Raw genomic sequence first — 26,093 nt, 5'->3', positions numbered from 1 at the left:
GGAGCGATGGTTTGTGAGGACGATTCTCGTTAATCGCCTCCAACCTCCTCGATCAGTGTCAGGGTGGAAATCGCGGGACTTCTTGGTCGATGCCCCGTAGCCACCCCAATCGCTCTCCTATCGGGAGGACTTCTGTGCGCGTAAACACCTTGAAGCGTGCTGCCATCGCATTCGCCCTGGCACTGCCCGGGGCAGCGATCGCCGCGGTGGTAGCCGCCCCGGCGGCACACGCGGACGGCTGCTACACGTGGAACCGCACCCTGAGCCAGGGGCGCTCCGGCGACGACGTCCGCCAGTTGCAGATCCGCGTCGCCGGGTGGGCCGGCTACCGGGACATCGTGGAGAACGACGGCCGCTACGGGCCGAAGACCGCCGCCGCGGTCAAACGGTTCCAGCAGGCGTACGGGTTGCGCGCCGACGGCATCGCCGGCCCGCAGACCTACGCCAAGCTGTACCAGCTCCAGGACAACGACTGCACACCCGCGCACTTCAGCTACGGCGAGATGGACAACGGCTGCGGCGGCAGCGGATGGAGTGGCGGCCCGCTGTCCGCGGCGCAGACCAAGCAGAACGCGCTGCGCACGATGTGGAAGTTGGAGGCGCTCCGCAAGAGCCTCGGCGACAAGCCGCTCTACGTGTCCAGCGGCTTCCGCAGTCGCGCCTGCAACAACCAGGTCGGCGGCGCGTCGGACAGCCAGCACCTCTACGGCAACGCGGCCGACGTCACCTCACGGACGTCGTCGCTGTGCCAGGTCGCCCGTACCGCCCGTGACAACGGGTTCAGCGGGATCTACGGGCCGGGCTACCCCGACCACGACGACCACGTGCACGTCGACTCGCGTCGGGAGAACAACAGCGACCGCAGCTCGAACACGACGAGTTGGTCCGCGCCGGACTGCGGCATCGGAGCCGGCAACGACTGAGCCGACGGTCGGAGCGACGCCGGCCCGACGCGGAGGGGAATCTCCGCGTCGGGCCGACGTCGTGTCGGCCTCGGGTCCGCGAGCGGAGGGGTAGCGCTCAGCTCGCCCGGGGCCAGCGCGGCGCGGTGACGGGGGCAGTCACCGGCCGGCCGGCAGCGGTGGGCCGTACACCCGGAGGCACGGCCCGCGCGGCCTGCTGCCGCGCCGGCAACCCGCCGGTACGCCCGGCCGGGGCCGGGTAGCCGGTCGTCGGCGGCCGGCTACCGGCGGGACGCGCCGGGGACGGCCCGGTCGCCGTGAACGGGAAGGGTACGTGCACGAACGGGTTGCCGTGCCGGATCAACGCCTCGATCTGCCGCTCGTTGAGCCCGTGCGCCTCCAACACGCGCCGCCCCCACCGGTGCAGGCGGCACGGGTAGGAGGCACCGTCGTTGCGGCACAGCGGCCCGGTGGGCCACTCCTCAGCGGTGTGTACGACCACCGCCCGGACCGCGAGCCGAACATCCTCCGGGGTCAGTGGTGCCGGCATTGGCACCTCACCCAGTACCTGGTCGATGGGATCCGTCGACTGCTCACCAACTCGCACGGCAGGCCTCCCGCAGCTCGGCAGCGGTACGGCGGACTCACCGCACCGACATCCTCGGCCATTGGTACGGGAGACGTCGGACGAAAGTTCAATCCTGGTACCGAATCGGATTCCTTGATGTCGGGGCATCTCCACGGCGGGACACCGCGACTTCGACGAAGCCGAGTCGATCGACCGGCCTGCGTCAGACGAGGCCGGCGTCGTGGACGAGCAGGGCCACCTGGACCCGGTTGTTGAGGTCCAGGCGGGTCAACAGCCGGGATACGTACGCCTTGACCGTCGCCACACTCATGAACAGCTCCCCGGCGATCTCCGCGTTGGTGTGGCCCCGCCCCAATGCGACAGCCACCTGCCGCTCCCGCTCGCTGAGCCCGGCGAGCAACCGCACCGCCCGCTCCCGGCGCGGGTCGGGCCCGACCGCGCCGGGAACAGCGGCGGTCACGTGCGCGATCAGCGTCCGGGTGACCGTCGGGGAGAGCGTCGCCTCTCCGGCCGCCACCCGGCGCACGGCGTGCACGATCTCCGCCGGCGGGGTGTCCTTGAGCAGGAAACCGGCCGCCCCGGCGCGCAGCGCCCGTAGCACCTGCTCGTCGGCGTCGAACGTGGTCAGCACCAGCACCTCCGGCGGGTGTGGCTGGGCGCGCAGCGCCTCGGTGGCGGTCAGCCCGTCCACCCGGGGCATCCGGATGTCCATCAGCACCACGTCCGGGGCGTACGCGGCGACGGCTGCGGGCACCTCACCACCATCGGCCGCCTCACCGACCACTGTCAGGTCCGGCAGGCCGCCGAGGATCATCGAGAGCCCGGCCCGGACCAGCGCATCGTCGTCCACGATCAGCACGCGCACCGACGGCACCACCGATTCCGGCCCGGCCACACCGGAAGGCCCAGCCGCACCGGACGGCACGGTCACACCGGAAGGCCCGGCCGCACCGGACGGGCCGGTCACCGCTCACCGGCCGGGAGGAGCAGGCCGGTCACGCCGGCCACGGCAGCCAGGCCGCCAGCCGGAAGTCGCCGCTGTCGTCCCGGCCGTAGGCGAGCCTGCCGCCGGCCAGGGTGACCCGTTCGCTGATCCCGACGAGGCCGGTGCCCGCACCCGGCAGGGTGCCGCCGGCCGGCGCTCCGACCGGCCACCGGTTGCCGATCGCCACGGTCAGGCCGGCGCCCGGCCCGCCGGCCACGTCCACGGTGACCGCCGCACCGGCCGCGTGCTTGCGGGCGTTGGTCAACCCCTCCTGCACGATCCGGTACGCGGCCCGGCCCAGCGCCGCCGGCACCTCCCCCGGCTCGGCGACGCTGTCGCTGACGTTGACCCGTACCCCGGCCGACCGCGACTCGGCGATCAGGGCCGGCAGGTCGGCGAGGGTCGGCTGGGGAGGCTCCGGCGCGTCGTCGCCACCGCCCTCGGCCCGGAGCACCCCGATGACCTCGCGCAGGTCCTGCAGGGCGGCGTGGGCGCTGCCCCGGATCACCCCGGCGGCGCGGGCCACCTCGTCGGCCGGCGCGTCCGGGCGGAACTCCAGCGCACCGGCGTGCAGGCTGAGCAGCGAGATCCGGTGGGCGAGCACGTCGTGCATCTCCCGGGCGATCCGGGTGCGTTCGAGGTGGCGGGCCTGGGCGACCCGAAGCTGCTGCTCCGCCTCGGCCCGTTCGGCCCGCTCCCGTAGCGACACGATCAACTGCCGGCGGGCCCGGACGAACATCCCCCAGGCCAACACGGCGAGAGTGATCACCACACCCCAGGTCACGGTGAGCCAGTACGACATCGCCGGATCCGGACGTGCCCAACTGAAGACCAGGTTGGTGACGAGCCCGGCGCCGGTGACCGCGATCGCGACGGCGGTCCGGCGATGCACCACCACGGTGAAGTAGAAGATCAGCAGCGGGATGGCGGCGGCCATCGAGAACATGCTCAGCGGCAGGGTGGCCACCGCCAGCCCGAGGGGCCACCGCCGACGCACCCAGAGCAGCCCGCAGCAGATCAGCCCGAGCACCGTGTCGACGCTGAGCATCCAGTCGTGCGGCAGCGGGAGCGCCATCTCCGGGGCGGGCGACAGGGCGTCGGCGGTGGCGAACCCCACCCAGAGCAGCCCGATCAGGAACGCGAGGCCGTCCACCACCCAGTCCCGGGTGGTGCGGCGCGGACGCCGACGCCCAGGGTCAGCCGGCACGGCCAGCGCCCCGGGCAACAGCCAGGGGTGCTCCGGGACGGCGAGGCTGGTCACCAGGCCATGCTAGGCAGCCGACGGGCGACACGACCAGCTACCAAAGTCGAGACCCGCCAGTCGACCAAGGTCGACGCGGCACCGACCGGTGGCCGCAGCGGATGGCCGGGCGGCCCCGGCACGCTCGGCGACATGATCGTCGTAGAGAACCTCACCAAGCGATACGGGCCACACCCGGCCGTGGACGACGTGTCGTTCCGGTGCGAGCCGGGCACCGTCACCGGTTTCCTCGGCCCGAACGGCGCCGGCAAGTCGACAACCATGCGGATGATCTGCGGGCTCACCGCACCGACAGCCGGTCGCGCCACCGTCTCCGGGCACCCGTACCGGGAGCTGCCCAACCCGGGGCGGGAGGTGGGCGTGCTGCTGGACGCCTCCGCCCAGCACGCCGGGCGCACCGGCCGCGAGGCGTTGACGCTGTCCGCGTACACCATGGGTCTGGACAAGCGCGAGGTCGCCGCGAAGCTCGACCTGGTCGGGTTGAACGCGGTGGCCGCGAAGCGGCGCGTCCGGGCGTACTCGTTGGGCATGCGGCAGCGGCTCGGGCTGGCGCAGGCGATGCTCGGCGACCCCCGGGTGTTGATCCTCGACGAGCCGGCCAACGGCCTGGACCCGGAGGGGATCTTCTGGATGCGCGGCCTGCTGCGCGACTTCGCCGACCGGGGCGGCACCGTGCTGCTCTCCTCCCACCTGCTGCGCGAGGTGGAGGCCGTCGCGGACCGGCTGGTGGTGATCGGGGGCGGCCGGATCGTGGCCCAGGGCGACAAGAACGAGCTGCTGGCGAGTGGCGGCACGGTGGTCCGGGCCCGCGACGGCGCGGCGTTGCGCCGGGCGCTGGAGACGGCGGGTCTGACCGCGGCCGACAGCCCCGACGGGCTGCTCGTGCAGGCCGACGCCGAGGCGGTCGGCCAGGCCGCCGCCGACGCCGGCGTCGCGTTGGCCGAGCTGCGCCCCGCCGGCGGCGGTGGCCTCGAACAGCTCTTCCTCACCCTGACCGCCGGCGAATCCACCAAGGAGGCCGTCCGATGACCACCACCGCAGCGCCCGCACCCGCCGTCGCACCCCAGCACCGTGCCCCGGTACGCCGCCCGTCGCTGCTCCGGCTCACCGGTGTGGAGCTGCGCAAGCTCGTCGACACCCGGGCCGGCCGTTGGCTGCTGATCACCATCGGCCTGGTCGTCGTCGCGATCGTCACCCTCCTGCTGATCTACGCCGAGGACTCCGAGCAGACCTTCTTCACCTTCTTCGTCACCTCGCTGCTGCCGGTGTCGGTGCTGCTGCCGGTGCTCGGCATCCTGTCGATCACCAGCGAGTGGTCGCAGCGCACCGCCCTCACCACATACGCCCTGGTGCCCCGCCGGGAGCGGGTGGTGGTCGCGAAGCTGATCGCCGTGACGCTCACCGCGCTCGCCTCGGTGCTGGCCAGCCTCGCCGTCGCCGCCGTCGGCACACTCGTGGCGTCCGCCATCGGCGGGGCGGGCACCTGGCAGTTCGATTGGTCGCTGGTCCTGAACGCGGCGATCCTCCAGGTCACCAGCGTGTTGATGGGCGCCGCCTTCGGTCTGCTGCTGCTCAACCCGCCGCTGGCGATCGTCGGCTACCTGCTGTTGCCCACCCTGTGGGGGGTGCTCGGCGAAATGGTCAAGCCGCTGCGCGGCCCGTCCGAGTGGTTGGACACCAGCAAGACCATGGAACCGTTGTTCGGCAGCGACGCCGTCACCGGCGAGCAGTGGGGGCGGGTAGCTGTCTCCCTGCTGGTCTGGATGGTTCTCCCGCTGGCCGCCGGCCTGTTCCGGACGCTGCGCCGCGAGGTGTCCTGACCATGGACACGGCCGATTACCGACCCCGCACCGTGGTCAGCGGCGGCCCGCTGGAGCTGGCGGTCCTGTGGGGTGGCTTCCCGCTGCTCGGCGCGGGCGCCGGGTGGCTCCTCGCCGCGGCGACGGGCTGGCTCGACCGGCTGCCCTGGGTGCCGTTCGGCGACCTGATCGCGTGGTTGGACCGGCTGCCCGAGCCGCAGGCCACCGCCGGCACCGTCGCGGTGGGCGTCGTCGCCGGCCTGGTCATCGCCGGGATCGGCACCGCCGAACGGCTGATCGTCACCGTCGACCCGGGGCAGGTCCGGTTACGCCGTTCCGACCAGGAACGGGCCGTCGCCCGGACCGACACCCGGGTGGTCTTCCTCGCCGACAAGCACCTGGTGCTGCTCGACGGCGACGGCGCGGAACTGGTCCGGGAGCCGACTGACCATTCGGCCAGGCAACTGGCGGCGGCATTCCGGGCACACGGCTGGGGTTGGGCGGACGACGACCCGCACCGGTCGGCGTACCGGCTGTGGGTGCCCGACCTGCCCGGGCTGCCGGCCGGCGCGGAGGCGCTGCTGCGGGCCCGCGAACGGGCGATCGAGCGGGACCGCCGCGACGACGCCCGGGAGTTGCGCCGGGAGTTGGGCCTGCTCGGGGTGGTGCTGCGCGACGAGGGCAAGCGGCAGTACTGGCGGCTGACCGGTCGGGCGGTGCCCGCTCGGCCGGAGCAGTCGACTTCGGCCGAGCGGGAGCCGGACGGACGGTAGCGTCGGTTCCAGCAGACAGTGGGAGCCGCACGATGACCGAACAGCAGCCGTACCGGGTGGTGTCCCGCCACCCCGGGTTCGAGCTGCGTCGGTATCCCGCCCACCTGGTGGCCGAGATGCAGGTCCAGTCCTCGTTCACCCGGGCGCCGATCGAGGCGTTCCGGCCGCTGGCCGCCTACCTCGGCGGCGCGAACCGGGCCCGACACCCGGTCGGTGCCCCCGAGCCGACGACGTCGGCGGCCGGCGGCCCGCAGAAGATCGCCATGACCGTGCCGGTGGTCCAGGTCGAGGGCGAGCGGCCGGGCGCGTACCTGATCCAGTTCGTCCTGCCGGCTGCCTGCACCGCGGCGACCGCGCCCGAGCCGGTGGACGCCCGGGTGCGGATCCGCGAGGTTGCGGCGCAACTGGCGGCGGCGATGCGCTTCTCCGGGCGGTGGACGGAGAAGACGTTCGGTCAGCGGGCCACCATGCTCGGCCGGTCGGTGACCGCGGCCGGGCTGCAGCCCACCGGCGCCGTCCGCTACGCACGCTTCGACCTGCCGTGGAAGCCGTGGTTCCTGCGCCGCAACGAGGTCGTGCTGCCGGTCGCCGAGTAAGCGGGCCGGTCATCCGACGACGCCGACCGGGGTCCGCGCGGGGCGGTGACGCAGTGACCGCCACGTCGGCAGCACGCTGGCCAGCACGGCGAGCAGCAGACACAGCCCCACCACACCGGCGATCACCGACCACGGCACCACCAGGTCGACTGACGTACCCACCTGCTCGGCCAGGCCGGCGCGGATGCTGAGCAGACCGACGAATGCGACCGCGCCACCGAGCAGCGCGCCGATCAGCACCACCAGGGCGGCCTCGGCCGTGACCAGCCAGACGACCTGCCGCCGGGTCGCCCCGGCCAACCGGATCAGCCGCAGGTCCGCGACCCGGCCGGCGGCGGCCAGCAGCAACGTGTTGGCCACCGCGATGGCACCGTAGCCGGCCGACACACCGATCAGCAGCACCGTGAACAGCCAGACCAGGCGGTCCTCGGCGGCGTCCGCCTCGGCCGCCCAGGTGGCGACGTCGACGGTCCGCGCGCCGACCGGCGCGGCGATCCGGTCCCGGACGTACACCGTGGAGGTCAACGCCGACGGGTCGTGCGTCCGCACCACGGCCCGGGGCACGAGCAGGTCGCCCGGGAGCGAGTCGTCGGTGACGACGGCGACGACCCGCAACGACACCACCGTCCCGTCGGCGAAGACCACCGGGTACGGCTCGGACGGCCGCAGGTTCGCCGAGGCGGTGACCACCACCGTGTCGTCGCCGCGCAGGTCGTCCAGGGAACCGGCGACGACGGTGAGCACCCGGTTCGCGGCGGCGAAGCCCGCCGGGTCCACGCCGAGCGCGGTCAGCGGCCGGTTCTCCGGCAGTTTCCCGGGGTCGGTGCGGAAGACCGTCGTCGGGAGCAGGGCGGTGCCTCCGGTCGCGGCGACAGCCGCGTCCGACAGACCGGGCGCCCGATCCGGTACGACGATCCAGCCGGCGTTCACGTTGTCCGCCCGACCTGCCGCGTACGCGGCGCTGGTGGTCCGCACCATCCCGGACACCAACACCGCGAAGGCGACGGTGAGCAGCACCGGCGCGGCGATCGAGGCGGTGCGCCGGGTGGCCGTCAACGCGCCGCCCCGGACCAGCATCCCGATCGCGCCACCGCGCCGTCGCACCGGGGAACGCAGCAGCCGTACCACCGGCCCGACCACCGCCGGGGCGAGCACTGTGGCACCGGCCACCAGCGCCATCACCGCGTACAGGGCGTAGGACGCCGCCACGCGGGCCTCGTCGGCGGTCGCCGTCCCGACGCCCAGGGCGATCCCCGCCGCGACGAGGAGCGCTCCGGTGGCGACCCGGGCGCGCCCGATCGGCCGCTGCTCGACCGCGGCCTCACGCAACGCCTCCAACGGGCGGACCCGCGCCGCCCGACGCGACGCCGACCAGACCGCCGACAACGCGATCACCGGCCCGGCGGCGAGCGACAGCGCGATCGGCCAGGTGGCGTACCCGACCCGGAAGGTGGCCGGCTCGTAGCCGAAGTCCACGAGCAGCCGACCCAGCACCGGGGCGAGCGCCGCGCCGACCAGCAGACCGACCAGCCCGGCGCTGACGCCGACGACGAGCGCCTCGGCGTACACCAGGCGGCGGACCTGCCGTCCGGTGGCGCCGACGGCGCGCAGGAGACCCAACTCGCGGCGGCGCTGCGCGATGGTGAACGCGAAGGTGGAGGAGACGACGAACACCGTGACGAAGCCGGCGAGGGCCGCCGTGGCGGTGAGCACCTGCATGCCGATCCACCGGGTCCGGGCGTCGGCGCGCGGCTCCAATGCGCTGCGCGCGTCGCCGGTCAGCACCCGTCCGTCGCCGCCGACGACCCCGCGAGCCGACGCGGCGACCCGCTCGGGGTCGGCCCCCGGCGCGAGGACCAGCCCGATGGCCCGGACGCCGGGCGCGAGCGCGGCGGCGACCTCGTCCGCGACGTGCACGCCGGGCCCGTCGACCAGACCGGTGACGGTGTACGCCTCCGGGCCCGCCGCGGTCAGCAGGGTGACCGGGGCGCCGGTACGCAGTCCGAGCGCGCTGTCGACGACCACCTCGCCGGGCCTGCCCGGCGGCTCGCCGGTGGTGAGGCGCAACCCACCCAGCCGGGCGCTGGACCACCCGTGCCCCTGGTACGCGTCCTCCCGCCGGGTGTCGACGGCGGAGGGTCGGCCGTCGACGAGCGGCTGGGCGTAGAAGGTCCGGTCCGGCACCGCCGCCACGACGCCCGGCAGAGCGGCCAGCCGCCCGACGAGTCCCGCCGCCGTACCGGCTGACCACGGCCGGGTCGGCACGAACTGGTCGGCCGCCGCGCCCGCTTCGGGGCTCTGCACGACCACTGCGGCCCGCGCCAGCCGGTCCGGCACCTGCGGGCGTCCGGAGGCGAGCAGCAGGGTGGCCGCCGCGACCAGCGCGACCCCGATGGCGACGGCCACGAACGCGCTCGTCGACCGTCGGATGGTCAGCATGACCGCCCCCCGGCCGTCTCCCGCTCGGCGATCCGCGCGGCGACGACCGCCGCGGAGATCTCGCCGTCCAACTCGTCGACGACGCGGCCGTCGGCGAGCAGGAGGACCCGATCGGCGTACGCGGCGGCGGTGGGGTCGTGGGTCACCATCACGACGGTCTGGCCGTGGTCGTCGACGAGCCCCCGCAGCAGCCGGAGCACCTGCCGGGAGGCGGTGCTGTCCAGCGCCCCGGTCGGCTCGTCGGCGAAGACCACCGCCGGACGGGTGATCAACGCTCGGGCCACGGCGACGCGCTGCTGCTCACCGCCGGACAGCTCACTCGGCCGGTGCCCGGCCCGGTCGGCCAGCCCCACGGCGTCGAGGGCGGCGGTGACGTCCCCGGCCGGTGGGCGGCGTCCGGCCAGCCGCAACGGCAACTCGACGTTCTGCGCGGCGGTCAGCGTGGACACCAGGTTGAACGCCTGGAACACGAACCCGATCCGGTCGCGCCGCAGTCGGGTCACCTCGTCCTCGCCGAGTTGGTCGAGGCGGACGCCGTCGATCGTGACGGTCCCCTCGGTCGGGCTGTCCAACCCCGCCGCGCAGTGCAGCAGGGTGGATTTCCCCGACCCGGAGGGGCCCATCACCGCCGTGAACGTCCCACTCGCGAAGCCTGTCGTCACGCCGTCGAGCGCCGTCACCCGCCGGGTTCCGGTGCCGTACACCGCGCGCAGCCCCGTCAGGGTCACCGTGTGTGTGGTCATGACCGCCACAGTGCCGGTCCGAGCGGGTGCCGCGCGTCGTGCCGACGCGGTCGGTTTCCGCCCCTCCTCCGGGTGGAGTCGGAGGCCCGCAACCGTCGGTACGTCGTCCCCGGGGATGACCACCCGTGGGTGGACGCGGACCGGTCGGGCGGTCGATACCGTCGGGCAGGTGACCCCTCCCCTGCTGACCCGTCGGCTACGGCCGGTGGACCTGTACATCGTGGACGCCCTGCTGGCCGTGGCGGTCGGCGGGCTGCTCTGCCCGTACGCGGCACTGGAGTCACCGCTGCACGGCGGCGTACGCGAGCCGTTCTGGGTGTCCGTCCTCGTCGGGATGGCCCTCGGGCTGCCGCTGGCCGTACGCCGCCGGTGGCCGATGACAGTGGCCGCCGTGATCAGCGCCGTCGCCACCGTCGCCCTGGTCACCGGGGTGATCCCGAACTTCGCCGCCGCCGCGCCGGCCCTCGCCATCGGCCTGTCCTTCTACACGGTCGCGGTGTCGACGCCCACCCGCCGTTCGATCCTCGGCGCGGCGGGTTGCCTCGCGCTGGTGAGCGTCGCCCTGGTGCTGACGGCGGGTGATCTCTGGTCCCGTGCCGGTGGGGTCGTCTACGCGGTCGTCATGATCGCGCCCGCCTGGGTGATCGGGTGGCTGGTCCGGGAACGACGGGCCCTGGCCGCTCGGCAGAGTGACAACCTGGTCCGTCAGGCCACGGCGGAGGAACGACTGCGGGTGGCGCGCGAGCTGCACGACGTCGTCGCCCACACGCTGAGCCTCATCGTGGTCAAGGCGGCCGTCGCCAACCACGTCGCCGAGGCGGACCCCCGCGAGGCGGGCGCCGCCCTGCGGGTGATCGAGGAGACCGGTCGCAACGCCCTGGCCGACGTCCGTCGGGTGCTCGGCGTACTGCGCGAGGACACCTCGTACGCCCCGACACCCGGGCTGGACGAGCTGCCCGCGCTGGCCCGGCAGGCGGCGATCGGCGGTGTCGACGTACGGCTCGACGTCCGGCGGGAGGCCCCGGGCGGCGCGGTCCCGGAATCGGTGGGCCTGGCGGTGTACCGGATCGTGCAGGAGGCGGTGACCAACGTGGTGAAGCACGCGGCCCCGGCCGCCTGCCGGGCTACGGTGATCGTCACGTCCGGCGAGGTACGGGTCGAGGTGACCGACGACGGTCGACGTCCGTTCCTGACCGGCGGGGAGGGGCACGGGTTGATCGGCATGCGGGAACGGGTGGCGTTGCACGGTGGAGAGTTCCGCGCCGGGCCACGCTCGGACGGCGGTTTCGCGGTGACGGCCAGCCTGCCGTACCGGGTGGCCGCGTGATCCGGGTGCTGATCGCCGACGACCAGGCGCTGCTGCGCGGCAGCTTCCGGCTGCTCGTCGACCTCGCCCCGGACTGCACCACGGTCGGTGAGGCGGGCACCGGCGTGGAGGCCGTCGCGTTGACCGGTCAGCACCGGCCGGACGTGGTGCTGATGGACGTGCGGATGCCGGAGATGGACGGCATCGAGGCGACCCGGCGGATCTGCGCCGACCCGGCGACCGCCGGCACCCGGGTCATCATCCTGACCACGTTCGACCTGGACGAGTACGTCTACGGCGCGCTGCGCGCCGGTGCCAGCGGTTTCCTGCTCAAGGACACCCCACCGGCGGACCTGCTGACCGGCATCCGGGTGGTCGCCGCCGGTGAGGGGCTGCTCGCGCCGACGGTGACCCGCCGGTTGATCGACGAGTTCGCCCGGCGACCCGAGCCGGCCCGGCCGCTGCCCCGTCGACTGGACGGGGTGACGGAACGGGAACGGGAGGTGCTCGCGTTGATCGCCCGGGGCCTGTCCAACACGGAGTTGGCCACGCACCTCAACCTCAGCCAGGCCACGGTCAAGACCCACGTCGGGCGGCTGCTGACCAAGCTCGGGGTCCGGGACCGCGCGCAACTGGTCATCGTCGCCTACGAAACGGGCCTGGTGGGGCCGGGCGGCCTACGCTGAGCCGGTTGGCCCCACCCGAGGAGGACTGGATGACCCGTTACGTCGCCCTGCTGCGCGGGGTCAACGTCGGCGGCGCCACCCGGCTGGCGATGGCCGACCTGCGCCGGATCGTCACCGACCTCGGCCACGGGGACGTCACGACGTACCTGCAGAGCGGCAACGTCGCCTTCAACAGCACGGTGCGCGACGCGGAGAAGTTGGCCGCCGGGATCACGCGGGCGCTCACCGACGAGCTGGCGTTGCCGGTGCCGGTGCTGGTGCGCAGCGGCCGGGAGCTGGCGGCGATCGCCGGCGGCAACCCGTACGCCGACCGGGAGAACGACCCCACGAGGCTGCTGGTCGCCTTCCTGGCGACGCCGCCCGCGTCGTCCACGGTGGACGCGCTGACCGTGCCCGGTGGGGAGAACGTGTCGTTCACGGTGACCGGCCGGGAGCTCTACCTGCACTACGTCGACGGCGGTTACGGCCGGTCGAAGTTCACCAACGCGTACCTGGAGAAGAGACTCGGCGTGGCGGCGACCACCCGCAACTGGAAGTCGGTGCGGGCCCTGGCCGAGCTGGCCGCCGGCTGACCCCGGTGGGGGCCGCGGGCCGGCGACCCCCACCGGCGCTGCTCAGAAGTGGTACGCGGTCTCGTACTCGGGCACCAGCACCCGGCTGCGCGGCGAGATCCGGCGGATCGCCGCGATCATCTCGTTCAACCGGGTGCGGTCGGTCTCGGCGACCGGTGGCGGGTTCTTCAGCTCCGTCTCGAAGTTGTCGTAGTGCACCGGCACCACGACCTTCGGGTAGTCCAGCCCGGCCAGCAGGCGGGGCAGGTAGTCGCCGGTCGTGGTGGCGCTCTGCATGGCCACCATCGCCACGTCGGGCGCGAGCCCGGTGAGGTTGCGCTCGGCGACGTCGCTGGCCCCGGTGAAGTAGACCGACGGGCCGCCGTCGACCCGCAGCAGGTAGCCGAGCGTGTCGCCCTCCGGCAGGTCCGCGATGGTCTCCGGCTGCGGGGGCCGGCTCACCCGCACTCCCGGGAAGGCCACCGAGTACGACGCGTTGCGGCTGTGCAGCGACCCGACCACCTCGACGGTGTGGTCGCCGAAGTCCAGCACCTCCCCACCCTTCACGGCGCTGAGCTGCGTCGACGGCAGCTCGTAGGCCAACCCCAGGTGGTACGCGGTCAGCGTGCCGAAGACCCGCGCGCCGGTGCGCTTGGCGATGTACGGCACATCCATGAAGTGGTCCCAGTGGGTGTGCGTGACCAGCACCGTCGTGGCCCGGTCGACGCGCGGATCGATCACGTCGGTGCGCACGGTCAGCGCCTTCGCCGGGTTGAACGCTCCTCTGAACAGCCCGGTGTCGATCCGGCTGAGGAACGGGTCGACGAGGACCGTGCGGTCGCCGATGTCGACGCGCCAGCCGGCCGTACCCCACCAGCGGAAGCTGACCACGCCCTTGCGGCGGGCGGTCGGGGCGGGCGCGGCGGCGGGCGACGCCGCCTGGGCCGGGGTGGTCGACCCGGCGGCGAGGCCGGCGGTGGTGACCAGGGCGGTGGTGGCGGCGGTGTCGCGCAGGAAGCGTCGGCGGTCGAGACTGGGCATGCGGTTCTACTCCCCGTGATCGGGCGGTTGGTCGACACGAGCCAACCAGCGCGACCACGGTCCGGTCCAAGATCAAAGGACACCGGATCCGATACGCCGCCGCATATCGGGCCTGTTCAGTGGCGGTGCGCCGCCCCTCCGGCGAGCGCGAAATCAGTCGCCGCGCAACGCCTCGACAGCCGTCCGGGCGGCCTCTCCCATCGCCAGGTCCACGTCGATCCGGCGCGACGCCAACCCGTCGGCACTGGCGAAGACGGCGATCGCGTACCGGCCGCCGTCGGGGTATTCCGCGACCCCGGCCTCCAGGTGCAGCCCGGGCAGGGTGCCGGTCTTCCCGGCGACCCGCACACCGGGCGGGAAGCCGGCGGCCAACCGGGTCCAGAAGAGCTGCCGGGCCATCCAGGTACGGACCATCGCGCAGGCGGCCGGCGGACCGGCCTCGTCCCGCCAGATCATCGTGAGCAGTCGGGTGATCTCCCGGGCGGTACTGGACGTGGTGTGCTCGGGGTCGAAGACCCGCATCGCCCGGACCCGGTCCGCCGGCACCGTAGGGAAGATCCGGGCGAAGTCCGCCTCGGTACGGGCGCCCACGTCGGCGAGCATCAGCTCGACCAACTCCCGGGGACCACCCCGGATGCGGGTACGGGTCAGCCCCAGCTCGGCGGCGAGCATCGGGAGCAGGTCCGCGCCGACCCGACGCAGCAGCAGGTCGGCGGCCGTGTTGTCGCTGACCGACATGGCGAAGTACGCGAGGTCGCGCAGGGACACCTCGGCGTCGTCGGTGCAACCGGCCAGACCCCACCCGCCGAGCCGGTCGGCGGCGGTGACCAGCAACCGTTCGGTCGGGTCGAGCTGACCGGCCTCTACCTGCCGGGCGAACTCCAGCACCAGCAGGATCTTGAAGATCGAGGCGATCACCACCTGCTCGTCGGCCCGTACCCCGACCTCCCGCACACCGTCGGTCGGACCGGTGGCGGTGAGGTCCACGGCGTCCAGGTCCACGGCGTGCAGGCTGGCGGTCACCCCGGCGGCGGCGAAGATCGCCCCGATGCTTTCGTCCACGTCCATGCCAGCACGCTATCCAGCAGCCCGGCGTCGGGGCTGGCGTAGGGTCCCGGCCGTGGACCTGCTCCGGCACCTGCGGCACTTCGTGGTCGTCGCACACGAGTTGCACTTCGGGCGGGCCGCCGAGCAGCTCGGGATGGCCCAGCCGCCCCTGAGCCAGTCGATCCAGCGCCTGGAACGAGAGCTGGCCGTCGAACTGTTCGACAGGTCCCGCCGCCAGGTACGCCTCACCACAGCCGGTGAGCTGCTGCTCGGCGAGGCGGAGGAGTTGCTCGCCGGTGAGGGTCGGCTGCGCAACCTGATGGGGCAGATCCGCGCCGGTGAGCTGGGCGTACTGCGGGCCGGGGTGCCGCCGGAGACACCCGCCGTGACGCTGCGGGCGCTACTGGACGGGCTCACCACCCGGGCACCCGGCCTGGACGTGGAGTTGCACGAGCTGACCACCGCCGAGCAGGTCCGCATGCTCGCCGAGCGCACCCTGGACGTGGGGCTCGTGCACCACCCGGTGGCGGCGGACGGGCTGCGCTTCGGCGCCCCTGTCGACGTACCCCTGGGGGTGTTGCTGCCGCGCACCTCGCCGCTGGCCCGCGACCGGGAGGTGACCCTGGCGTCGCTGGCCGGTCTTGACCTGGTGGCCGCGCCCCGGGCCACCGCGCCCGGCTGGCACGACCACCTGCTGGCGGTGTGCCGAGAGCACCGTTGGCGACCGGCCCGGGTACGCCCGGCCCGTAACCCGGAGTTCCTGTTCGGCCTGGTGCTGGCCGGGGGCGGGGTGGCCGTGGAACCGGCGGCGGTGGCGCGCCGCGAGCCCCGGATCGCCTGGCGGCCGATCGTCGACGCGCCGCTGGCGAAGCGCACCTCGGCGGCCTGGCCGGACCGGTCGGCGCACCCGGCGGCCTCGATGTTCGGGCAGCTCGCCGCCGAGGTGCTGGCCGACGCCGAGCCCGCGCCGCCCGCGTCGGCCGGGACGTCGGCGCCGGCCGCACGACCCTGGCCGGTGCTCTTCGACACGACCGGGTGAACCCTTCCGACGTTGCGCTCGTCACCTCGCGTTGGGCGGTGATTCGACAGGCCACCCGGGTATGGATGACAGGCAACGACGATGACGCGAAGGAGCCGTGGTGGCCAACACCATTCCCGACATCAGCCTGAACGACGGCACCACCATTCCGCAGCTCGGCTTCGGGGTGTTCCAGATCGAGCCGAAGGACACCGTCGCCGCGGTGGCCACCGCCCTGGAGACGGGCTACCGGCACATCGACACCGCCGAGATGTACGGCAACGAGGCCGAGGTCGGCGAGGCGGTACGCATGTCCGGCCTCGACCGGGGCGCGGTCTACGTGACCAGCAAGCTGAGCAACGCCTTCCACCGCCCCGACGACGCCCGCCGGGCGTTCGACTCGACGCTCGCGGCGCTGAAGATGGACTACATCGACCTGTTCCTCATCCACTGGCCGCTGCCGACCCTCTACGACGGCGACTACGTCTCGACGTGGAAGACGCTCGAGGAGTTCCAGCGCGACGGCCGGGCCCGCTCGATCGGCGTGTCGAACTTCCAGGTTTCGCACCTGGAGCGGCTCGCGGACGAGGCGAGCGTCGTGCCGGCGGTGAACCAGATCGAGGCGCACCCGTACTTCACGAACGACGAGGTCCGCGCCTACGGTCGCGCGCACAACATCCTCACCGAGGCCTGGTCGCCGATCGCGCAGGGCAAGGTGCTCGACGACCCGACGGTGGTCGACCTGGCCGAGCAGCTCGGCCGGACCCCGGCGCAGGTGGTGCTGCGCTGGCACGTGCAGCGCGGCGACATCATCTTCCCGAAGTCGACCACCCCGAAGCGGATCGAGGAGAACACCAAGATCTTCGACTTCGAGCTGGACGACACCGCGATGGAGCGGATCACCGGGCTGAACCAGGGCGAGGCCGGGCGGCAGGGCCCGAACCCGGACACCTTCGCCTACCTGCCCAACTGACCCCGGCCCGCCACCCGGCGGGTCATGCCCCAACGAGCGATATACCTCAGAGTCATAAAGATGACTCTGAGGTATATCGCTCGTGGCGGTTCCGGCCTCCGACGGCGGCGTTCAGAGGTCGACGCGCTCCGCGATCCGGCGAAACGCCGCCTGGGTCGCCGAGCCGGGCTCGGGGACGTAAACGATCATCCGCTGGTCGGTCTCCTGCACGTGCAGCACCCGGCACTCGAACTCCAACGGCCCCAGCTCGGGGTGCGGCACCCGCTTCACGACGGGCCGACGTTCGGCCACGTCGTGCTCGGCCCAGAGCTGGGCGAACCGCGATGACGTGCCGAGCAGCTCGGTGACCAGCTCACGGATCGCCGGATCGGCCGGGTAGCGGCCGTAGGCGGCCCGCAGGTCCGCGACCGTGCCGCGGACGAACCGCAGTGTTTCGGCGTCGTTCCAACGGCCGCCGGTCGCCGGCTGCCGGAACGTCCAGCGAATCATGTTCCGGTCCGCGTCGGGCACTGTCGCGAGATCCCCGACGAAGTACGTGGCCAGACGGTTCCAGGCCAGCACGTGGTACGCGGCGTCGACGAGGTACGCCGGGGTCTCGGTCATCGCGTCGAGCAGGTGCCGCAGGCCCGACGGCACCTCCCGGCTCGGCCCACGGGTCGGCGGAGGGTTCTCCCCCGCGAGCCGGAACAGGTACTCGCGCTCGTCGCGGCTCAGCAGCAGCGCCCGGGCCATCGACGCGAGCACCTGCCGGGACGGATGTGGCCCCCGGCCCTGCTCCAGCCGGATGTAGTAGTCGATCGACATCCCGGCGAGTTGGGCGACCTCCTGTCGGCGTAGCCCGGGGGTACGTCGGCGCTCACCCTCGGGAAGCCCGACCTCGGCCGGACGCAGCCGGGCCCGACGGGTGCGCAGGAACGCCGCCAGTTCGGCACGGCGCAGGCTGCTCGTCATGCCGTCCAGCATGCCCCGGCGGGCGCCCGCGAGGGTGGTACCGCCGGTCCCAGCCTCCGCCCGTCTCTCCTGGCGGGCCGCCCGCCGATACAGGCTCGACGGCATGACGAACATGATCGCCCTGGTCACCGGGGCCAACAAGGGAATCGGCCTGGCAACCGCCCGCCGGCTCGGCGGTCTGGGGATGACGGTGCTGGTCGGCGCGCGGGACGCCGACCGGGGCCGCGCAGCGGAGCGGGAGCTGCGCGACGGCGGCGCGGACGCGCGGTTCGTGCCTCTCGACGTGACCGACGCCGATTCGGTGACAGCGGTCGCGAAGCTGGTGGAGGAGGAACACGGCCGACTCGACGTACTCGTCAACAACGCGGGCATCGTCCTCGCCGACGGTGCGCGGGGGCTGCCCAGCGAGACGACGGTGGCGACACTGCGTCGGCTGTACGAGACCAACGTCTTCGGAGTGGTGGCGGTGACCAACGCGCTGCTGCCGCTGCTCCGCCGGGCACCGGCGGCACGGATCGTCAACGTCTCCAGCGAGGTCGGCTCGATCACCGTGATGACCGACCCGGACGGAGCGCTGTTCGAGCTGACCTCGGTGCCGTACCCGTCGTCGAAATCGGCGCTGAACATGCTCACCGCGATGTACGCCAAGGAGCTGCGGGACACCCCGATCAAGGTGAACGCGGCGAACCCGGGCTACTGCGCCACCGACCTGAACGGCAACAGCGGCTTCCGTACCGCCGAGCAGGGCGCCGAGGTGAGCGTGCACCTCGCGACCCTGCCGGCCGACGGGCCGAACGGGCTGCTCTGGGGCTTCCAGATGGACGCCGGCGGTGGGTACGGCGTACTCCCCTGGTGAGCTTGACCTGGAGCGCGCTCCAGCCTGCAGGGTGGTCGGTGCGCCCACCGGTAGGGCGCGCGAGAGGAGATCCCCATGCGGTACCGCACGATCGGCACCGACCCGGCGACCCGACGCGAGGTCAGCGTCCTCAGCCTCGGCGCGATGCTCTTCGGCAGCGCCACCGACGAGGCCACCTCGTACGCGATCCTCGACCGGTACGTCGAGGCCGGTGGCACGTTCATCGACACGTCCGACAACTACGCGTTCTGGGTGGACGGCGGGCAGGGCGGGCAGAGCGAAGATCTGCTGGGCCGGTGGCGACGCAGCCGGGGCGTCGGTGCCGAGATCGTCATCGCCACGAAGCTCGGCGCCCGACCGCTGGCCCCCGGGACCAGTTACCTGGACAACGCCGAGGGCCTGTCCGCCACGGTGATCCGCGAGTCCGCGGAGCGCAGCCGGGACCGGCTCGGTGTGGAACGGCTGGACCTGCTCTACGCGCACATCGAGGACCGCACGGTGCCGCTTCAGGAGACCGTGGAGGGCTTCGCCGAACTGGTCGCCGAGGGCACTGTGGGCCTGCTCGGCGCGAGCAACCACCGTGCCTGGCGGGTGGAACGGGCCCGCGCGTTGGCCGCCGCCGCCGGCCTACCGGGGTACGAGGTGCTCCAGTACCACCGCAGCTACCTGCCCAACCGCACGGACCTGGCGAGTGACCTGGACCCGGACGGCGAGCCGGGCGGTGTCAGTGGTGACCTGCTGAGCTACCTGCGGGCCGAGCCCGAGCTGACCCTGGTGGCGTACTCGCCGCTGCTCAAGGGCGCCTACACCCGGCCCGACAAGCCGCTCGGCTCGGCGTACGACCTGCCGAGCGCGCCCCGGCGGCTGGAGGCGCTGCGGGACGTGGCCGGGCAGTGCGGTGCGACCGTCAACCAGGTGGTGCTCGCCTGGTTGCTCGGCGGCGAGCTGCCGTCCATTCCGCTGGTGGGCGCCTCCTCCCTGGCGCAACTGGAGGAGAGCCTGGCGGCGGTGGACCTGGAGCTGACCGCCGAGCAGCGACACCGCCTCGACACCACCTGGTGACCGTCACCGGCCGCCCCGCCGACCTCAGCTTCCGGTCGGCGGGGCGGTCAGGTCGAGCTGCCAGTCGTTGACGCGCATCATCCGCCCCGGCGGGTACTCGAAATCGGTCTCGCCGAGCAACGTGAAACCGGCCTTGCGGCAGACCGCGTTCGAGGCGGGATTGTCGATCGAGGGGTAGGCGTGGGCGTAGCGCCGGTCCCGCCGGGCGCGAGCGACGTCGACGACCGCGCGCACCGCCGCCGTGGCCAGCCCCTTCCCCCGGTACGCGGGCAGCACCGCCCAGCCCATCTCGTACACCTGTTGCTCGCGCCACTCGCGGGCCCAGTAGCCGACGCTGCCCGCCCGCGCGCCGTCCGGCAGCACCAGCGTGAACATGCAACCCTGCTCGGTGCCGGAGAAGTGCACGTACCGGTCGTGCCGGGCGAGCACCTGCTCGTCGGTCTCCGGGCCGCCGGTGTGCTTGCGGGTGTCCGGCGAGTTGAGCTGCCGCAGCAGATCGAGGTCGTCCTCGTGCCACGGTTCGATACGTACCTGCGCCATTCCCCGTCCCCTGTTCGTCGGCTCCAGTCAAGCCGACCCGTGTGACATCCCACCCCGAAACGCGCCGCTAGATCGGATCTAGCGGGCGGCCGGCCGTCACCTCGCGCCTTCTCGGTGGAAGGGGGTGGCGATGACACAGTTACGGATCGCCGTGATCGTCGGCAGCACCCGGGAGGGGCGGGCCGGCGACCGGGTCGCCGGCTGGTTCGTCGACCAGGTCACGCGGCACGACGACCTGACGGTGACGGTCGTTGACCTGACCGACTACGACTTCCCGGCCAGCTACCCCGCCGAGCCGACCGCGTCCATCCGGGCGTTCGTCGACGAGGTGGGCCGGGCGGACGCGTTCGTCGTGGTCACCCCCGAGTACAACCACAGTTTTCCGGCACCCTTGAAACAAGCCATCGACTACGCGTACGACGAGTGGCAGGCGAAACCGGTCGGCTTCGTGTCGTACGGCTGCCGGTCCACCGGCCTGCACGCCGTCGACCAGTTGCGCACCGTCTTCACCGCGCTGCACGCCATGACGGTGCGCGACGTCGTCGGGATCGACCTGCTCGCCGGGGAACCGACCCCGCAGTGCACCGACGAGCTGCGCCGCGACGCCGGCGTCCTGATCGACCAGCTCCGCTGGTGGGGTCTGGCGCTGCGCGACGGCCGGGCGGCTCGGCCCTACGTCTCCTGAACACGTCCGACGAAAGGTAAGGATCATGAATAGACGCACCACCGGGCCGGCCATCGAGGCCGAGGGGTTGACCCGCTCGTTCGGGGACACCCGGGCGCTGGCCGGGATCGACCTGCAGGTGCCGGCCGGCACCGTCTACGGCCTGCTCGGGCCCAACGGGGCGGGCAAGACCACAGCCGTCCGGGTGCTCGCGACGTTGCTGCGCCCCGACGGCGGTTCGGCCCGGGTGTTCGGCCACGACGTGGTCACCGAGGCCGACAAGGTCCGCTCCCGGGTCAGCCTCACCGGCCAGTACGCCTCGGTCGACGAGGACCTGACCGGCACGGAGAACCTGGTGCTCCTCGCCCGCCTGCTCGGCCTGCGCAAGCCGGCCGCCCGGGAGCGCGCGGCGGCCCTGCTCGCCGCGTTCGGTCTGACCGAGGCGAGCGACCGCCAGGTGAAGAAGTACTCGGGTGGGATGCGGCGGCGCATCGACATCGCCGCGAGCATCCTCAACACCCCCGACCTGCTGTTCCTCGACGAGCCGACGACCGGTCTCGACCCGCGCAGCCGCAACCAGGTGTGGGAGATCGTCCGGGCGGTGGTGTCCCACGGCACGACGGTGCTGCTGACCACCCAGTACCTGGACGAGGCCGACCAACTCGCCGGACGGATCGCGGTCGTCGACCACGGCCGGGTGATCGCGGAGGGCACCCCGGGTGAGTTGAAGTCGTCGATCGGCTCCGGCACGGTCCACCTGCGACTGCGCGATCCCGGCCAGCGTCCCGAGGCGGAGCGGGTGCTCCGGGAGGCGCTCGGTGTGCCGGTGCAGCTCGCCGCCGACCCGGTGGCGTTGACCGCCCGCGTCGGCGAGGCCGGCACCGACCTCGACGCCAGCGCCCAGGCCGCCCGGGTGCTGAGCGACCTGGCCCGCGCCGGCATCGTCGTGGACAACTTCTCCCTGGGCCAGCCGAGCCTGGACGAGGTCTTCCTGGCCCTGACCGATCACCCCGCCGTGCCGGCCGACGAGCGCGACGACGAGCTGGAGGCAGCCCGATGAGCGACACCACGACCACCACCACCGAACGGGCCCCGTCCGTCTACGTCCCGTCCGCCGAGGCGCTGGCGACGGTGCTCGCGCCCAATGCCCGACCGCCCCGGCCCAGCGCGCTGAGCGCGTCGCTCACCTTCGGCTGGCGCGCCATGCTGAAGATCAAGCACGTGCCGGAGCAGCTCTTCGACGTGACCGCGTTCCCGATCATCATGGTGCTGATGTTCACGTACCTGTTCGGTGGGGCACTCGCCGGCAGCCCGCGCGAATACCTGCAGTTCTTCCTGCCCGGCATCATGGTGACCAGCGTCGTCATGATCACGATGTACACCGGTATCGGCCTCAACACCGACATCGAGAAGGGCATCTTCGACCGGTTCCGGACGCTGCCCGTCTGGCGTCCGTCCGCACTGGTCGGCATGATCTTCGGCGACGTGCTGCGCTACGTCCTCGCCGCGCTGGTGATCCTGGGCCTGGGGCTGGTGCTCGGTTTCCGCCCGCAGGGCGGGGTGGTCGGCGTGGCCGCCGGGATCGGCCTGCTGGTGGTCTTCTCGTTCGCGTTCTCCTGGGTGTGGACGTTCTTCGGGCTGATCCTGCGCAGCGAGAAGTCGGTGATGGGGGTCAGCATGATGGTGCTGTTCCCGCTGACGTTCCTCAGCAACGTCTTCGTCGACCCGAGCACCATGCCCGGCTGGCTCCAGGCGTTCGTGAAGGTCAACCCGGTGACGCAGTTGGTCGCCGCGATCCGTGGGGCGATGAGCGGCGATTCGGACCCGTCCGCCACCATGTGGCTGCTGGTGTGGAGCGCCGGCTTCCTGCTCGTCTTCGGCACCCTCACCATGTACCGGTACAACCGCCGCTGACAGCGATCAGAACGGCGGGCGCCGCCACGGCCGTGGCGGCGCCCGCCGTCGTGTCAGAGCCGCCGTGGCGGCGCCCGATGTGGTGTCAGAGCCGCCAGCGCAGCGGCTCGGGCGGCAGGTAGCGGCACGTGCTGCCGGTCGAGACGGAGTCGCGCAAATGGCCGGCGAGGGCCGGGTGCCGCCCGTCGAGCTTGCGCAGCGTGTCCCGGATCCGGGCGGTCACCGTCTTGCGGGCCCGCTCGGCCTCGTCACCCAACCGACGGCTCCGGCCGGCCAGCCCCGCCGCCGCCCGCAGCTCGTCGAGCAACGCGCTCCGCTCGGCGTCCAGCGTGGCCACCTTCCGGTCGTCGTCACGGGCGGCGGCCCGGTCGATCTCCTCGTCGAGTCGGGCCAGGTGCCGCCGGTAGCGGGCCTTCGCCTCGTCGTCGAGGACCGGGTCGGCACCCAGTCGCCGGGCCGCGACCAACTCCGGCCCGGCGGCCGGATCGAGCAACTCCACGGCGGGTACGTCGCTGCCCGGTCGACTCAGCAACAGGTGCAGGTCGTGCAGGCCCTTGGCGTCGGGCAGGTGCACCACCACACCCGCGTACGCGAGTTGCCAGACCGGCCCGTCGCGTCGAAACTCGTACCCCTCGATGACCGGCGCGACCTGGACCGGCCTGGCGTTCTCGACCAGCCCGACGGCCTCGATCGCCGCGACGCCGTGGCCCGGCTCGACGGCGTGGCCCGGCTCCGGGGCGTGGCCCGGCTCGACTGCGCCCGTCACGGCCCCTGTGGGCGCGGCGAGCCGGTGGAGCACCTGCGTCATCCCGAGCGCTGTCGCCTCCTGCACGGTGCTCGCGTGCAGCGCGGCGGCCGTCGCGGCGTCGCCCGGATGACCCCGGCCGGTCAGAGCCCTCCCCAGCCCGGCGCGGGCGAGCAGCGACCAGGGTCGGGCACCCAGCCGGTCGGCGGATTCACGGGCGGCGGTGAACCCGGCGACGGCGTCACCCCACCGCTCCTGGGCCAGGTCGATCAGGGCCAGCCAGTGGTCGACGGGGCCGCTGATGTCGCAGCCGAAGAGGCCCACCATCCACTCGCCTCGGTGCGGGGCGAGCGCGGCTCGGGCGTCGTCGCAGCGCCGCGGGTCGGCGGACGCCGCGGCGACCTGTGCCCGTAACCGCAGCCAGAGCGGCGACACCGGACGCGGGTACCGGATGTCGGCGGCCTCGATGCCCGCGGTCAACCGGATCGCCGTCTCGCCGTCGCCACGCTCGGCGGCGGTGATCGCCCGCAGCAACTCCTGGTAGGGGTAGTCGATCGGGGCCAGCCCGTCCAGCAGGTTCTCGGCCTCAGCGCACCGGCCCTGCAACAGCAGCCGCGACCAGCGCAGGTGATGACCCATGAACCCGAACTCGGCGTGACTCGGGTCCGCGATGTCGGTGAGGTCGGCGAACCGCTCGTCGGCCTCGGCGAAGTCGCCCCGGAAGGCGGCGATGATCCCGCTGTCGACTGATGCCGCCATCCGGTGCCTGGGGAGATCGGCCTCCCGGTCCGCGCCGACGAACGTGGTGAACTCGTCGTTGAAGCGGGGGTCGCCCAACTCCAGCAGCGCCACCCAGCGCAGCGAGGTGGCCCACAGCTCGGTCTCCCGGTCGCCGGTGCGGCGGGCCACATCGCGGATCTCGGCGGTCAGCGCGGCGCGGGCCGTCGCGGTGCCCAGGCCCCAGGTGGTGTCGTGGCGGGCCCACAGGCTGAAGGTGAGCGCCTCGTCGTCCTGCCCACGACGGGCGATCGTCTCGGTGGCGGTGATCAGGTCGGCGACCAGCGTGCCGACCGACGCGTCGGCGTCCGGTTCGCCGATCAACCGCCGGTACGCCTCCCGGACCAGCCCCGCCGCCTCAGCCGACCGGGCGGTCTCCACCTGTCGGGCGCGGTTGACGATGAGGGCGACCCGGGCCAGCAGCACCGGATCGTCGAGTGTGCGGGCCAACGCCCCCGCCTCGGTGAGCAGTCGGGTGGCCTCGTCCCGACCGGAGTGGTGGTATTGCGCCTCACCGAACTCCACCAGGATCCGTACGCGCTGCGCCGGGTCCTCGACCACGTCCAGGGCCCGACGGAAGTGCACCGCCGCCTCGTCGGTCGCCAGCCGGGTGAACGCGTCCCGCCCGGCGGCGACCAGCAGCGTCGCCACCCGGGCCCGGTCGAGCACGGGCCCGGCCAGGTAGGCGTGCCGGGCCAGGTCGGCGGGGACCAACCGGTCGCTGAGCTCCTGGAGGTGGTCGACCGCTCGGACGACAGCGCCGTGCCGGGCCTGCCGGTCGTCGTCGGACAGCCCGTCGTAGAGGGTCTCGCGGACCAGGTCGTGGGCGAAGGCGAACCGGCCGCCACCCCGGGCGACCATCAGCCGGGCGGTCACCGCCCGGTCGAGCAGTCTGTCGACCTGCGCCACCGGGGCCGCCACGCAGGCCGCCAGCACCTGACGGTGGAGTTCCCGACCGAGTACGGCGGCGACGGTGAGCGCCTCGACCACGGCCGGGGGTAGTTGTGCCAGGCGGCGGCGCACCGCCTCCCGTACGCCGGGGGCGATGGTCCCGGCCGCGTCGTCGGCGTGCCACAACCGCGCGGTCTGCTCGATGAAGAACGGGTTGCCGCCGGTGCGGCGGTGCACCTCGTCGACGAGACCGGCGTCGGGTTGCCGCCCGGCGGTCCGTGTCATCAACGCGGCCACCTCGTCGCGGGAGAGGCCGGTGAGGGTGATGCCGGTGGCCTTCGCGACGAGCGGCATGAGCAGGGGGCGCAGCGGGTGCTCGCCCGACTCGACCTCGGCGTCCCGGTACGTGCCGATCAGCAGTAACCGCTCGAACCAGGTGTGCTGGGCGGCGAAGCTCAGCAGCCGCAGCGAGGCCGGGTCGGCCCAGTGCAGATCGTCGAGGACCACCACGACCGGCCGGTGCTGGGAGACCGCGACCAGCGCGGCGGTCACCGCGTCGAACAGCGCGAACGCCTCCCGGTCGGCGGCGTCCGCGCCGGTGTCGACGCCGGCCCAACTGGCGGCGCGGCCGGCCTGCTCGCCGCTGGGGTCGGCCTCGCCGAGCAGAGCCGCCAGGGCGGGCTCAGCGGTTGGGCGGGCCACCTCCCAGTCGTCGGCGGAGCGCCGCAGACCACGCAGCACCTGCACCCACGGCCAGTAGCCGGGGGCGCTGTCCGAATCCCAGCAGGCCGCGCCGAGCACCAGCGCGCCGCGCTGCCGAGCCTCCCGCGCCGCCGCCGTGACGAGTGTCGTCTTGCCGATGCCCGGCTCACCGGTGACCAGGACGAGACCGCCATGACTGGTCGTCGCCCGGTCCATCTCGGCGCGCAGCAGACCCACGGGGTGATCCCGGCCGATGATCGCGTCGCCGCGCCGCGCGTCCAT

Annotated in this window: 25 protein-coding genes; 15 read left to right on the top strand and 10 right to left on the bottom strand. The window is 73.1% G+C overall.

The window, feature by feature from the left end; all coding sequences use genetic code 11:
• Window positions 1–134: 134 nt before the first annotated feature.
• Window positions 135–923: a D-Ala-D-Ala carboxypeptidase family metallohydrolase gene (locus O7616_RS10495; RefSeq protein WP_282306614.1), complete on the top strand. Its 789-nt coding sequence runs from the start codon at window positions 135–137 to the stop codon at window positions 921–923.
• Window positions 924–1,020: 97 nt separating this feature from the next.
• On the opposite strand, the gene O7616_RS10490 is transcribed toward O7616_RS10495, so the two are convergent.
• From O7616_RS10490 to O7616_RS10480, 3 genes are all read right to left on the bottom strand, one after another.
• On the bottom strand, window positions 1,021–1,452 hold the full coding sequence (locus O7616_RS10490; protein WP_282262278.1) for a hypothetical protein: 432 nt from the start codon (window positions 1,450–1,452) through the stop codon (window positions 1,021–1,023).
• Between the two features lie 241 nt (window positions 1,453–1,693).
• Window positions 1,694–2,368, bottom strand: coding sequence for a response regulator transcription factor (locus O7616_RS10485; protein ID WP_282307584.1), 675 nt, complete (start codon window positions 2,366–2,368; stop codon window positions 1,694–1,696).
• A 118-nt stretch (window positions 2,369–2,486) separates the two neighbouring features.
• Window positions 2,487–3,737, bottom strand: coding sequence for a histidine kinase (locus O7616_RS10480; RefSeq protein WP_282306613.1), 1,251 nt, complete (start codon window positions 3,735–3,737; stop codon window positions 2,487–2,489).
• A 132-nt stretch (window positions 3,738–3,869) separates the two neighbouring features.
• On the opposite strand from O7616_RS10480, the gene O7616_RS10475 reads away from it, so the two are divergent.
• Genes O7616_RS10475 through O7616_RS10460 form a run of 4 tightly spaced genes read left to right on the top strand, consistent with a single transcriptional unit; the run spans window position 3,870 to window position 6,905 of the window.
• A complete protein-coding gene (locus O7616_RS10475; RefSeq protein ID WP_282306612.1) occupies window positions 3,870–4,766 on the top strand; it encodes an ATP-binding cassette domain-containing protein in 897 nt (298 codons plus the stop codon).
• Complete coding sequence (locus tag O7616_RS10470; protein WP_282306611.1) at window positions 4,763–5,557, top strand: ABC transporter permease; 795 nt, start codon at window positions 4,763–4,765, stop codon at window positions 5,555–5,557. The genes O7616_RS10475 and O7616_RS10470 overlap by 4 nt, the downstream gene beginning before the upstream one ends.
• A gap of 2 nt (window positions 5,558–5,559) precedes the next feature.
• Entirely contained in the window at window positions 5,560–6,309 is a 750-nt protein-coding gene (locus O7616_RS10465; protein ID WP_282306610.1) for a hypothetical protein, read from the top strand.
• A gap of 32 nt (window positions 6,310–6,341) precedes the next feature.
• Window positions 6,342–6,905, top strand: a complete 564-nt coding sequence (locus O7616_RS10460; protein ID WP_282306609.1) for a heme-binding protein — start codon at window positions 6,342–6,344, stop codon at window positions 6,903–6,905.
• 9 nt (window positions 6,906–6,914) lie between these two features.
• Here O7616_RS10460 and O7616_RS10455 read toward each other — a convergent pair whose 3' ends face one another.
• Complete coding sequence (locus O7616_RS10455) at window positions 6,915–9,344, bottom strand: FtsX-like permease family protein (protein WP_282306608.1); 2,430 nt, start codon at window positions 9,342–9,344, stop codon at window positions 6,915–6,917.
• On the bottom strand, window positions 9,338–10,087 hold the full coding sequence (locus O7616_RS10450) for an ABC transporter ATP-binding protein (RefSeq protein ID WP_282306607.1): 750 nt from the start codon (window positions 10,085–10,087) through the stop codon (window positions 9,338–9,340). Before O7616_RS10450 ends, O7616_RS10455 begins: the two co-directional genes overlap by 7 nt.
• 169 nt (window positions 10,088–10,256) lie before the next feature.
• Here O7616_RS10450 and O7616_RS10445 point away from each other — a divergent pair, with 169 nt between their 5' ends.
• Genes O7616_RS10445 through O7616_RS10435 form a run of 3 tightly spaced genes read left to right on the top strand, consistent with a single transcriptional unit; the run spans window position 10,257 to window position 12,651 of the window.
• Window positions 10,257–11,414 (top strand): sensor histidine kinase, encoded by a 1,158-nt coding sequence (locus O7616_RS10445; protein ID WP_282306606.1) that lies wholly within the window; start codon window positions 10,257–10,259, stop codon window positions 11,412–11,414.
• Window positions 11,411–12,079 carry a response regulator transcription factor gene (locus tag O7616_RS10440; protein ID WP_282306605.1) on the top strand — a complete coding sequence of 223 codons (669 nt, stop codon included), beginning with the start codon at window positions 11,411–11,413 and terminating at the stop codon, window positions 12,077–12,079. The genes O7616_RS10445 and O7616_RS10440 overlap by 4 nt, the downstream gene beginning before the upstream one ends.
• Window positions 12,080–12,108: 29 nt before the next feature.
• Entirely contained in the window at window positions 12,109–12,651 is a 543-nt protein-coding gene (locus tag O7616_RS10435; RefSeq protein WP_282306604.1) for a DUF1697 domain-containing protein, read from the top strand.
• Window positions 12,652–12,693: 42 nt separating this feature from the next.
• Here the strand turns inward: O7616_RS10435 and O7616_RS10430 are convergent, their stop codons facing one another.
• Together O7616_RS10430 and O7616_RS10425 are read right to left on the bottom strand one after the other, a co-directional pair.
• Window positions 12,694–13,671, bottom strand: a complete 978-nt coding sequence (locus tag O7616_RS10430; RefSeq protein WP_282306603.1) for an MBL fold metallo-hydrolase — start codon at window positions 13,669–13,671, stop codon at window positions 12,694–12,696.
• A 153-nt stretch (window positions 13,672–13,824) separates the two neighbouring features.
• Entirely contained in the window at window positions 13,825–14,739 is a 915-nt protein-coding gene (locus tag O7616_RS10425; RefSeq protein WP_282306602.1) for a serine hydrolase, read from the bottom strand.
• Between the two features lie 52 nt (window positions 14,740–14,791).
• Between O7616_RS10425 and O7616_RS10420 the strand changes: the two genes are divergently transcribed.
• Window positions 14,792–15,757, top strand: a complete 966-nt coding sequence (locus tag O7616_RS10420; protein ID WP_282306601.1) for a LysR family transcriptional regulator — start codon at window positions 14,792–14,794, stop codon at window positions 15,755–15,757.
• A 97-nt stretch (window positions 15,758–15,854) separates the two neighbouring features.
• The gene (locus O7616_RS10415; protein WP_282306600.1) at window positions 15,855–16,709 is read left to right on the top strand and encodes an aldo/keto reductase; all 855 of its coding nucleotides are present in this window, start codon (window positions 15,855–15,857) and stop codon (window positions 16,707–16,709) included.
• Between the two features lie 111 nt (window positions 16,710–16,820).
• Here the strand turns inward: O7616_RS10415 and O7616_RS10410 are convergent, their stop codons facing one another.
• On the bottom strand, window positions 16,821–17,660 hold the full coding sequence (locus O7616_RS10410; protein WP_282306599.1) for a helix-turn-helix transcriptional regulator: 840 nt from the start codon (window positions 17,658–17,660) through the stop codon (window positions 16,821–16,823).
• Window positions 17,661–17,763: 103 nt separating this feature from the next.
• On the opposite strand from O7616_RS10410, the gene O7616_RS10405 reads away from it, so the two are divergent.
• Together O7616_RS10405 and O7616_RS10400 are read left to right on the top strand one after the other, a co-directional pair.
• A complete protein-coding gene (locus O7616_RS10405) occupies window positions 17,764–18,516 on the top strand; it encodes an SDR family oxidoreductase (protein WP_282306598.1) in 753 nt (250 codons plus the stop codon).
• Between the two features lie 75 nt (window positions 18,517–18,591).
• A complete protein-coding gene (locus tag O7616_RS10400) occupies window positions 18,592–19,578 on the top strand; it encodes an aldo/keto reductase (protein ID WP_282306597.1) in 987 nt (328 codons plus the stop codon).
• 24 nt (window positions 19,579–19,602) lie between these two features.
• On the opposite strand, the gene O7616_RS10395 is transcribed toward O7616_RS10400, so the two are convergent.
• Window positions 19,603–20,118 carry a GNAT family N-acetyltransferase gene (locus tag O7616_RS10395; RefSeq protein WP_282306596.1) on the bottom strand — a complete coding sequence of 172 codons (516 nt, stop codon included), beginning with the start codon at window positions 20,116–20,118 and terminating at the stop codon, window positions 19,603–19,605.
• 130 nt (window positions 20,119–20,248) lie between these two features.
• On the opposite strand from O7616_RS10395, the gene O7616_RS10390 reads away from it, so the two are divergent.
• The 3 genes from O7616_RS10390 to O7616_RS10380 are packed head-to-tail and all read left to right on the top strand — an operon-like array spanning window position 20,249 to window position 22,696.
• Window positions 20,249–20,803, top strand: a complete 555-nt coding sequence (locus O7616_RS10390) for an NAD(P)H-dependent oxidoreductase (RefSeq protein WP_282306595.1) — start codon at window positions 20,249–20,251, stop codon at window positions 20,801–20,803.
• Between the two features lie 25 nt (window positions 20,804–20,828).
• Window positions 20,829–21,842 carry an ATP-binding cassette domain-containing protein gene (locus O7616_RS10385; RefSeq protein WP_282262300.1) on the top strand — a complete coding sequence of 338 codons (1,014 nt, stop codon included), beginning with the start codon at window positions 20,829–20,831 and terminating at the stop codon, window positions 21,840–21,842.
• Entirely contained in the window at window positions 21,839–22,696 is an 858-nt protein-coding gene (locus O7616_RS10380) for an ABC transporter permease (protein ID WP_282262301.1), read from the top strand. Before O7616_RS10385 ends, O7616_RS10380 begins: the two co-directional genes overlap by 4 nt.
• Window positions 22,697–22,781: 85 nt before the next feature.
• Here the strand turns inward: O7616_RS10380 and O7616_RS10375 are convergent, their stop codons facing one another.
• Window positions 22,782–26,093 (bottom strand): AAA family ATPase, encoded by a 3,312-nt coding sequence (locus tag O7616_RS10375; RefSeq protein ID WP_282306594.1) that lies wholly within the window; start codon window positions 26,091–26,093, stop codon window positions 22,782–22,784.

The sequence above is a fragment of the Micromonospora sp. WMMD964 genome, from assembly GCF_029581455.1.
Lineage (GTDB): Bacteria > Actinomycetota > Actinomycetes > Mycobacteriales > Micromonosporaceae > Micromonospora.
The sequence above is the reverse complement of the archived record's forward strand: the minus strand, read 5'-3'. Positions and strand labels throughout refer to the sequence as shown.

What these genes read in the sequence shown, in the direction of transcription:
- O7616_RS10390 (WP_282306595.1), top strand. Translation starts at nt 20,249, where the DNA reads ATGACACAGTTACGGATCGCCGTGATCGTCGGCAGCACCCGGGAGGGG.
- O7616_RS10460 (WP_282306609.1), top strand. Translation starts at nt 6,342, where the DNA reads ATGACCGAACAGCAGCCGTACCGGGTGGTGTCCCGCCACCCCGGGTTC.
- O7616_RS10405 (WP_282306598.1), top strand. Translation starts at nt 17,764, where the DNA reads ATGACGAACATGATCGCCCTGGTCACCGGGGCCAACAAGGGAATCGGC.
- O7616_RS10470 (WP_282306611.1), top strand. Translation starts at nt 4,763, where the DNA reads ATGACCACCACCGCAGCGCCCGCACCCGCCGTCGCACCCCAGCACCGT.
- O7616_RS10475 (WP_282306612.1), top strand. Translation starts at nt 3,870, where the DNA reads ATGATCGTCGTAGAGAACCTCACCAAGCGATACGGGCCACACCCGGCC.
- O7616_RS10490 (WP_282262278.1), bottom strand. Translation starts at nt 1,452, where the DNA reads ATGCCGGCACCACTGACCCCGGAGGATGTTCGGCTCGCGGTCCGGGCG.
- O7616_RS10455 (WP_282306608.1), bottom strand. Translation starts at nt 9,344, where the DNA reads ATGCTGACCATCCGACGGTCGACGAGCGCGTTCGTGGCCGTCGCCATC.
- O7616_RS10430 (WP_282306603.1), bottom strand. Translation starts at nt 13,671, where the DNA reads ATGCCCAGTCTCGACCGCCGACGCTTCCTGCGCGACACCGCCGCCACC.
- O7616_RS10395 (WP_282306596.1), bottom strand. Translation starts at nt 20,118, where the DNA reads ATGGCGCAGGTACGTATCGAACCGTGGCACGAGGACGACCTCGATCTG.
- O7616_RS10375 (WP_282306594.1), bottom strand. Translation starts at nt 26,093, where the DNA reads ATGGACGCGCGGCGCGGCGACGCGATCATCGGCCGGGATCACCCCGTG.
- O7616_RS10400 (WP_282306597.1), top strand. Translation starts at nt 18,592, where the DNA reads ATGCGGTACCGCACGATCGGCACCGACCCGGCGACCCGACGCGAGGTC.
- O7616_RS10435 (WP_282306604.1), top strand. Translation starts at nt 12,109, where the DNA reads ATGACCCGTTACGTCGCCCTGCTGCGCGGGGTCAACGTCGGCGGCGCC.
- O7616_RS10450 (WP_282306607.1), bottom strand. Translation starts at nt 10,087, where the DNA reads ATGACCACACACACGGTGACCCTGACGGGGCTGCGCGCGGTGTACGGC.
- O7616_RS10380 (WP_282262301.1), top strand. Translation starts at nt 21,839, where the DNA reads ATGAGCGACACCACGACCACCACCACCGAACGGGCCCCGTCCGTCTAC.
- O7616_RS10410 (WP_282306599.1), bottom strand. Translation starts at nt 17,660, where the DNA reads ATGACGAGCAGCCTGCGCCGTGCCGAACTGGCGGCGTTCCTGCGCACC.
- O7616_RS10465 (WP_282306610.1), top strand. Translation starts at nt 5,560, where the DNA reads ATGGACACGGCCGATTACCGACCCCGCACCGTGGTCAGCGGCGGCCCG.
- O7616_RS10385 (WP_282262300.1), top strand. Translation starts at nt 20,829, where the DNA reads ATGAATAGACGCACCACCGGGCCGGCCATCGAGGCCGAGGGGTTGACC.
- O7616_RS10425 (WP_282306602.1), bottom strand. Translation starts at nt 14,739, where the DNA reads ATGGACGTGGACGAAAGCATCGGGGCGATCTTCGCCGCCGCCGGGGTG.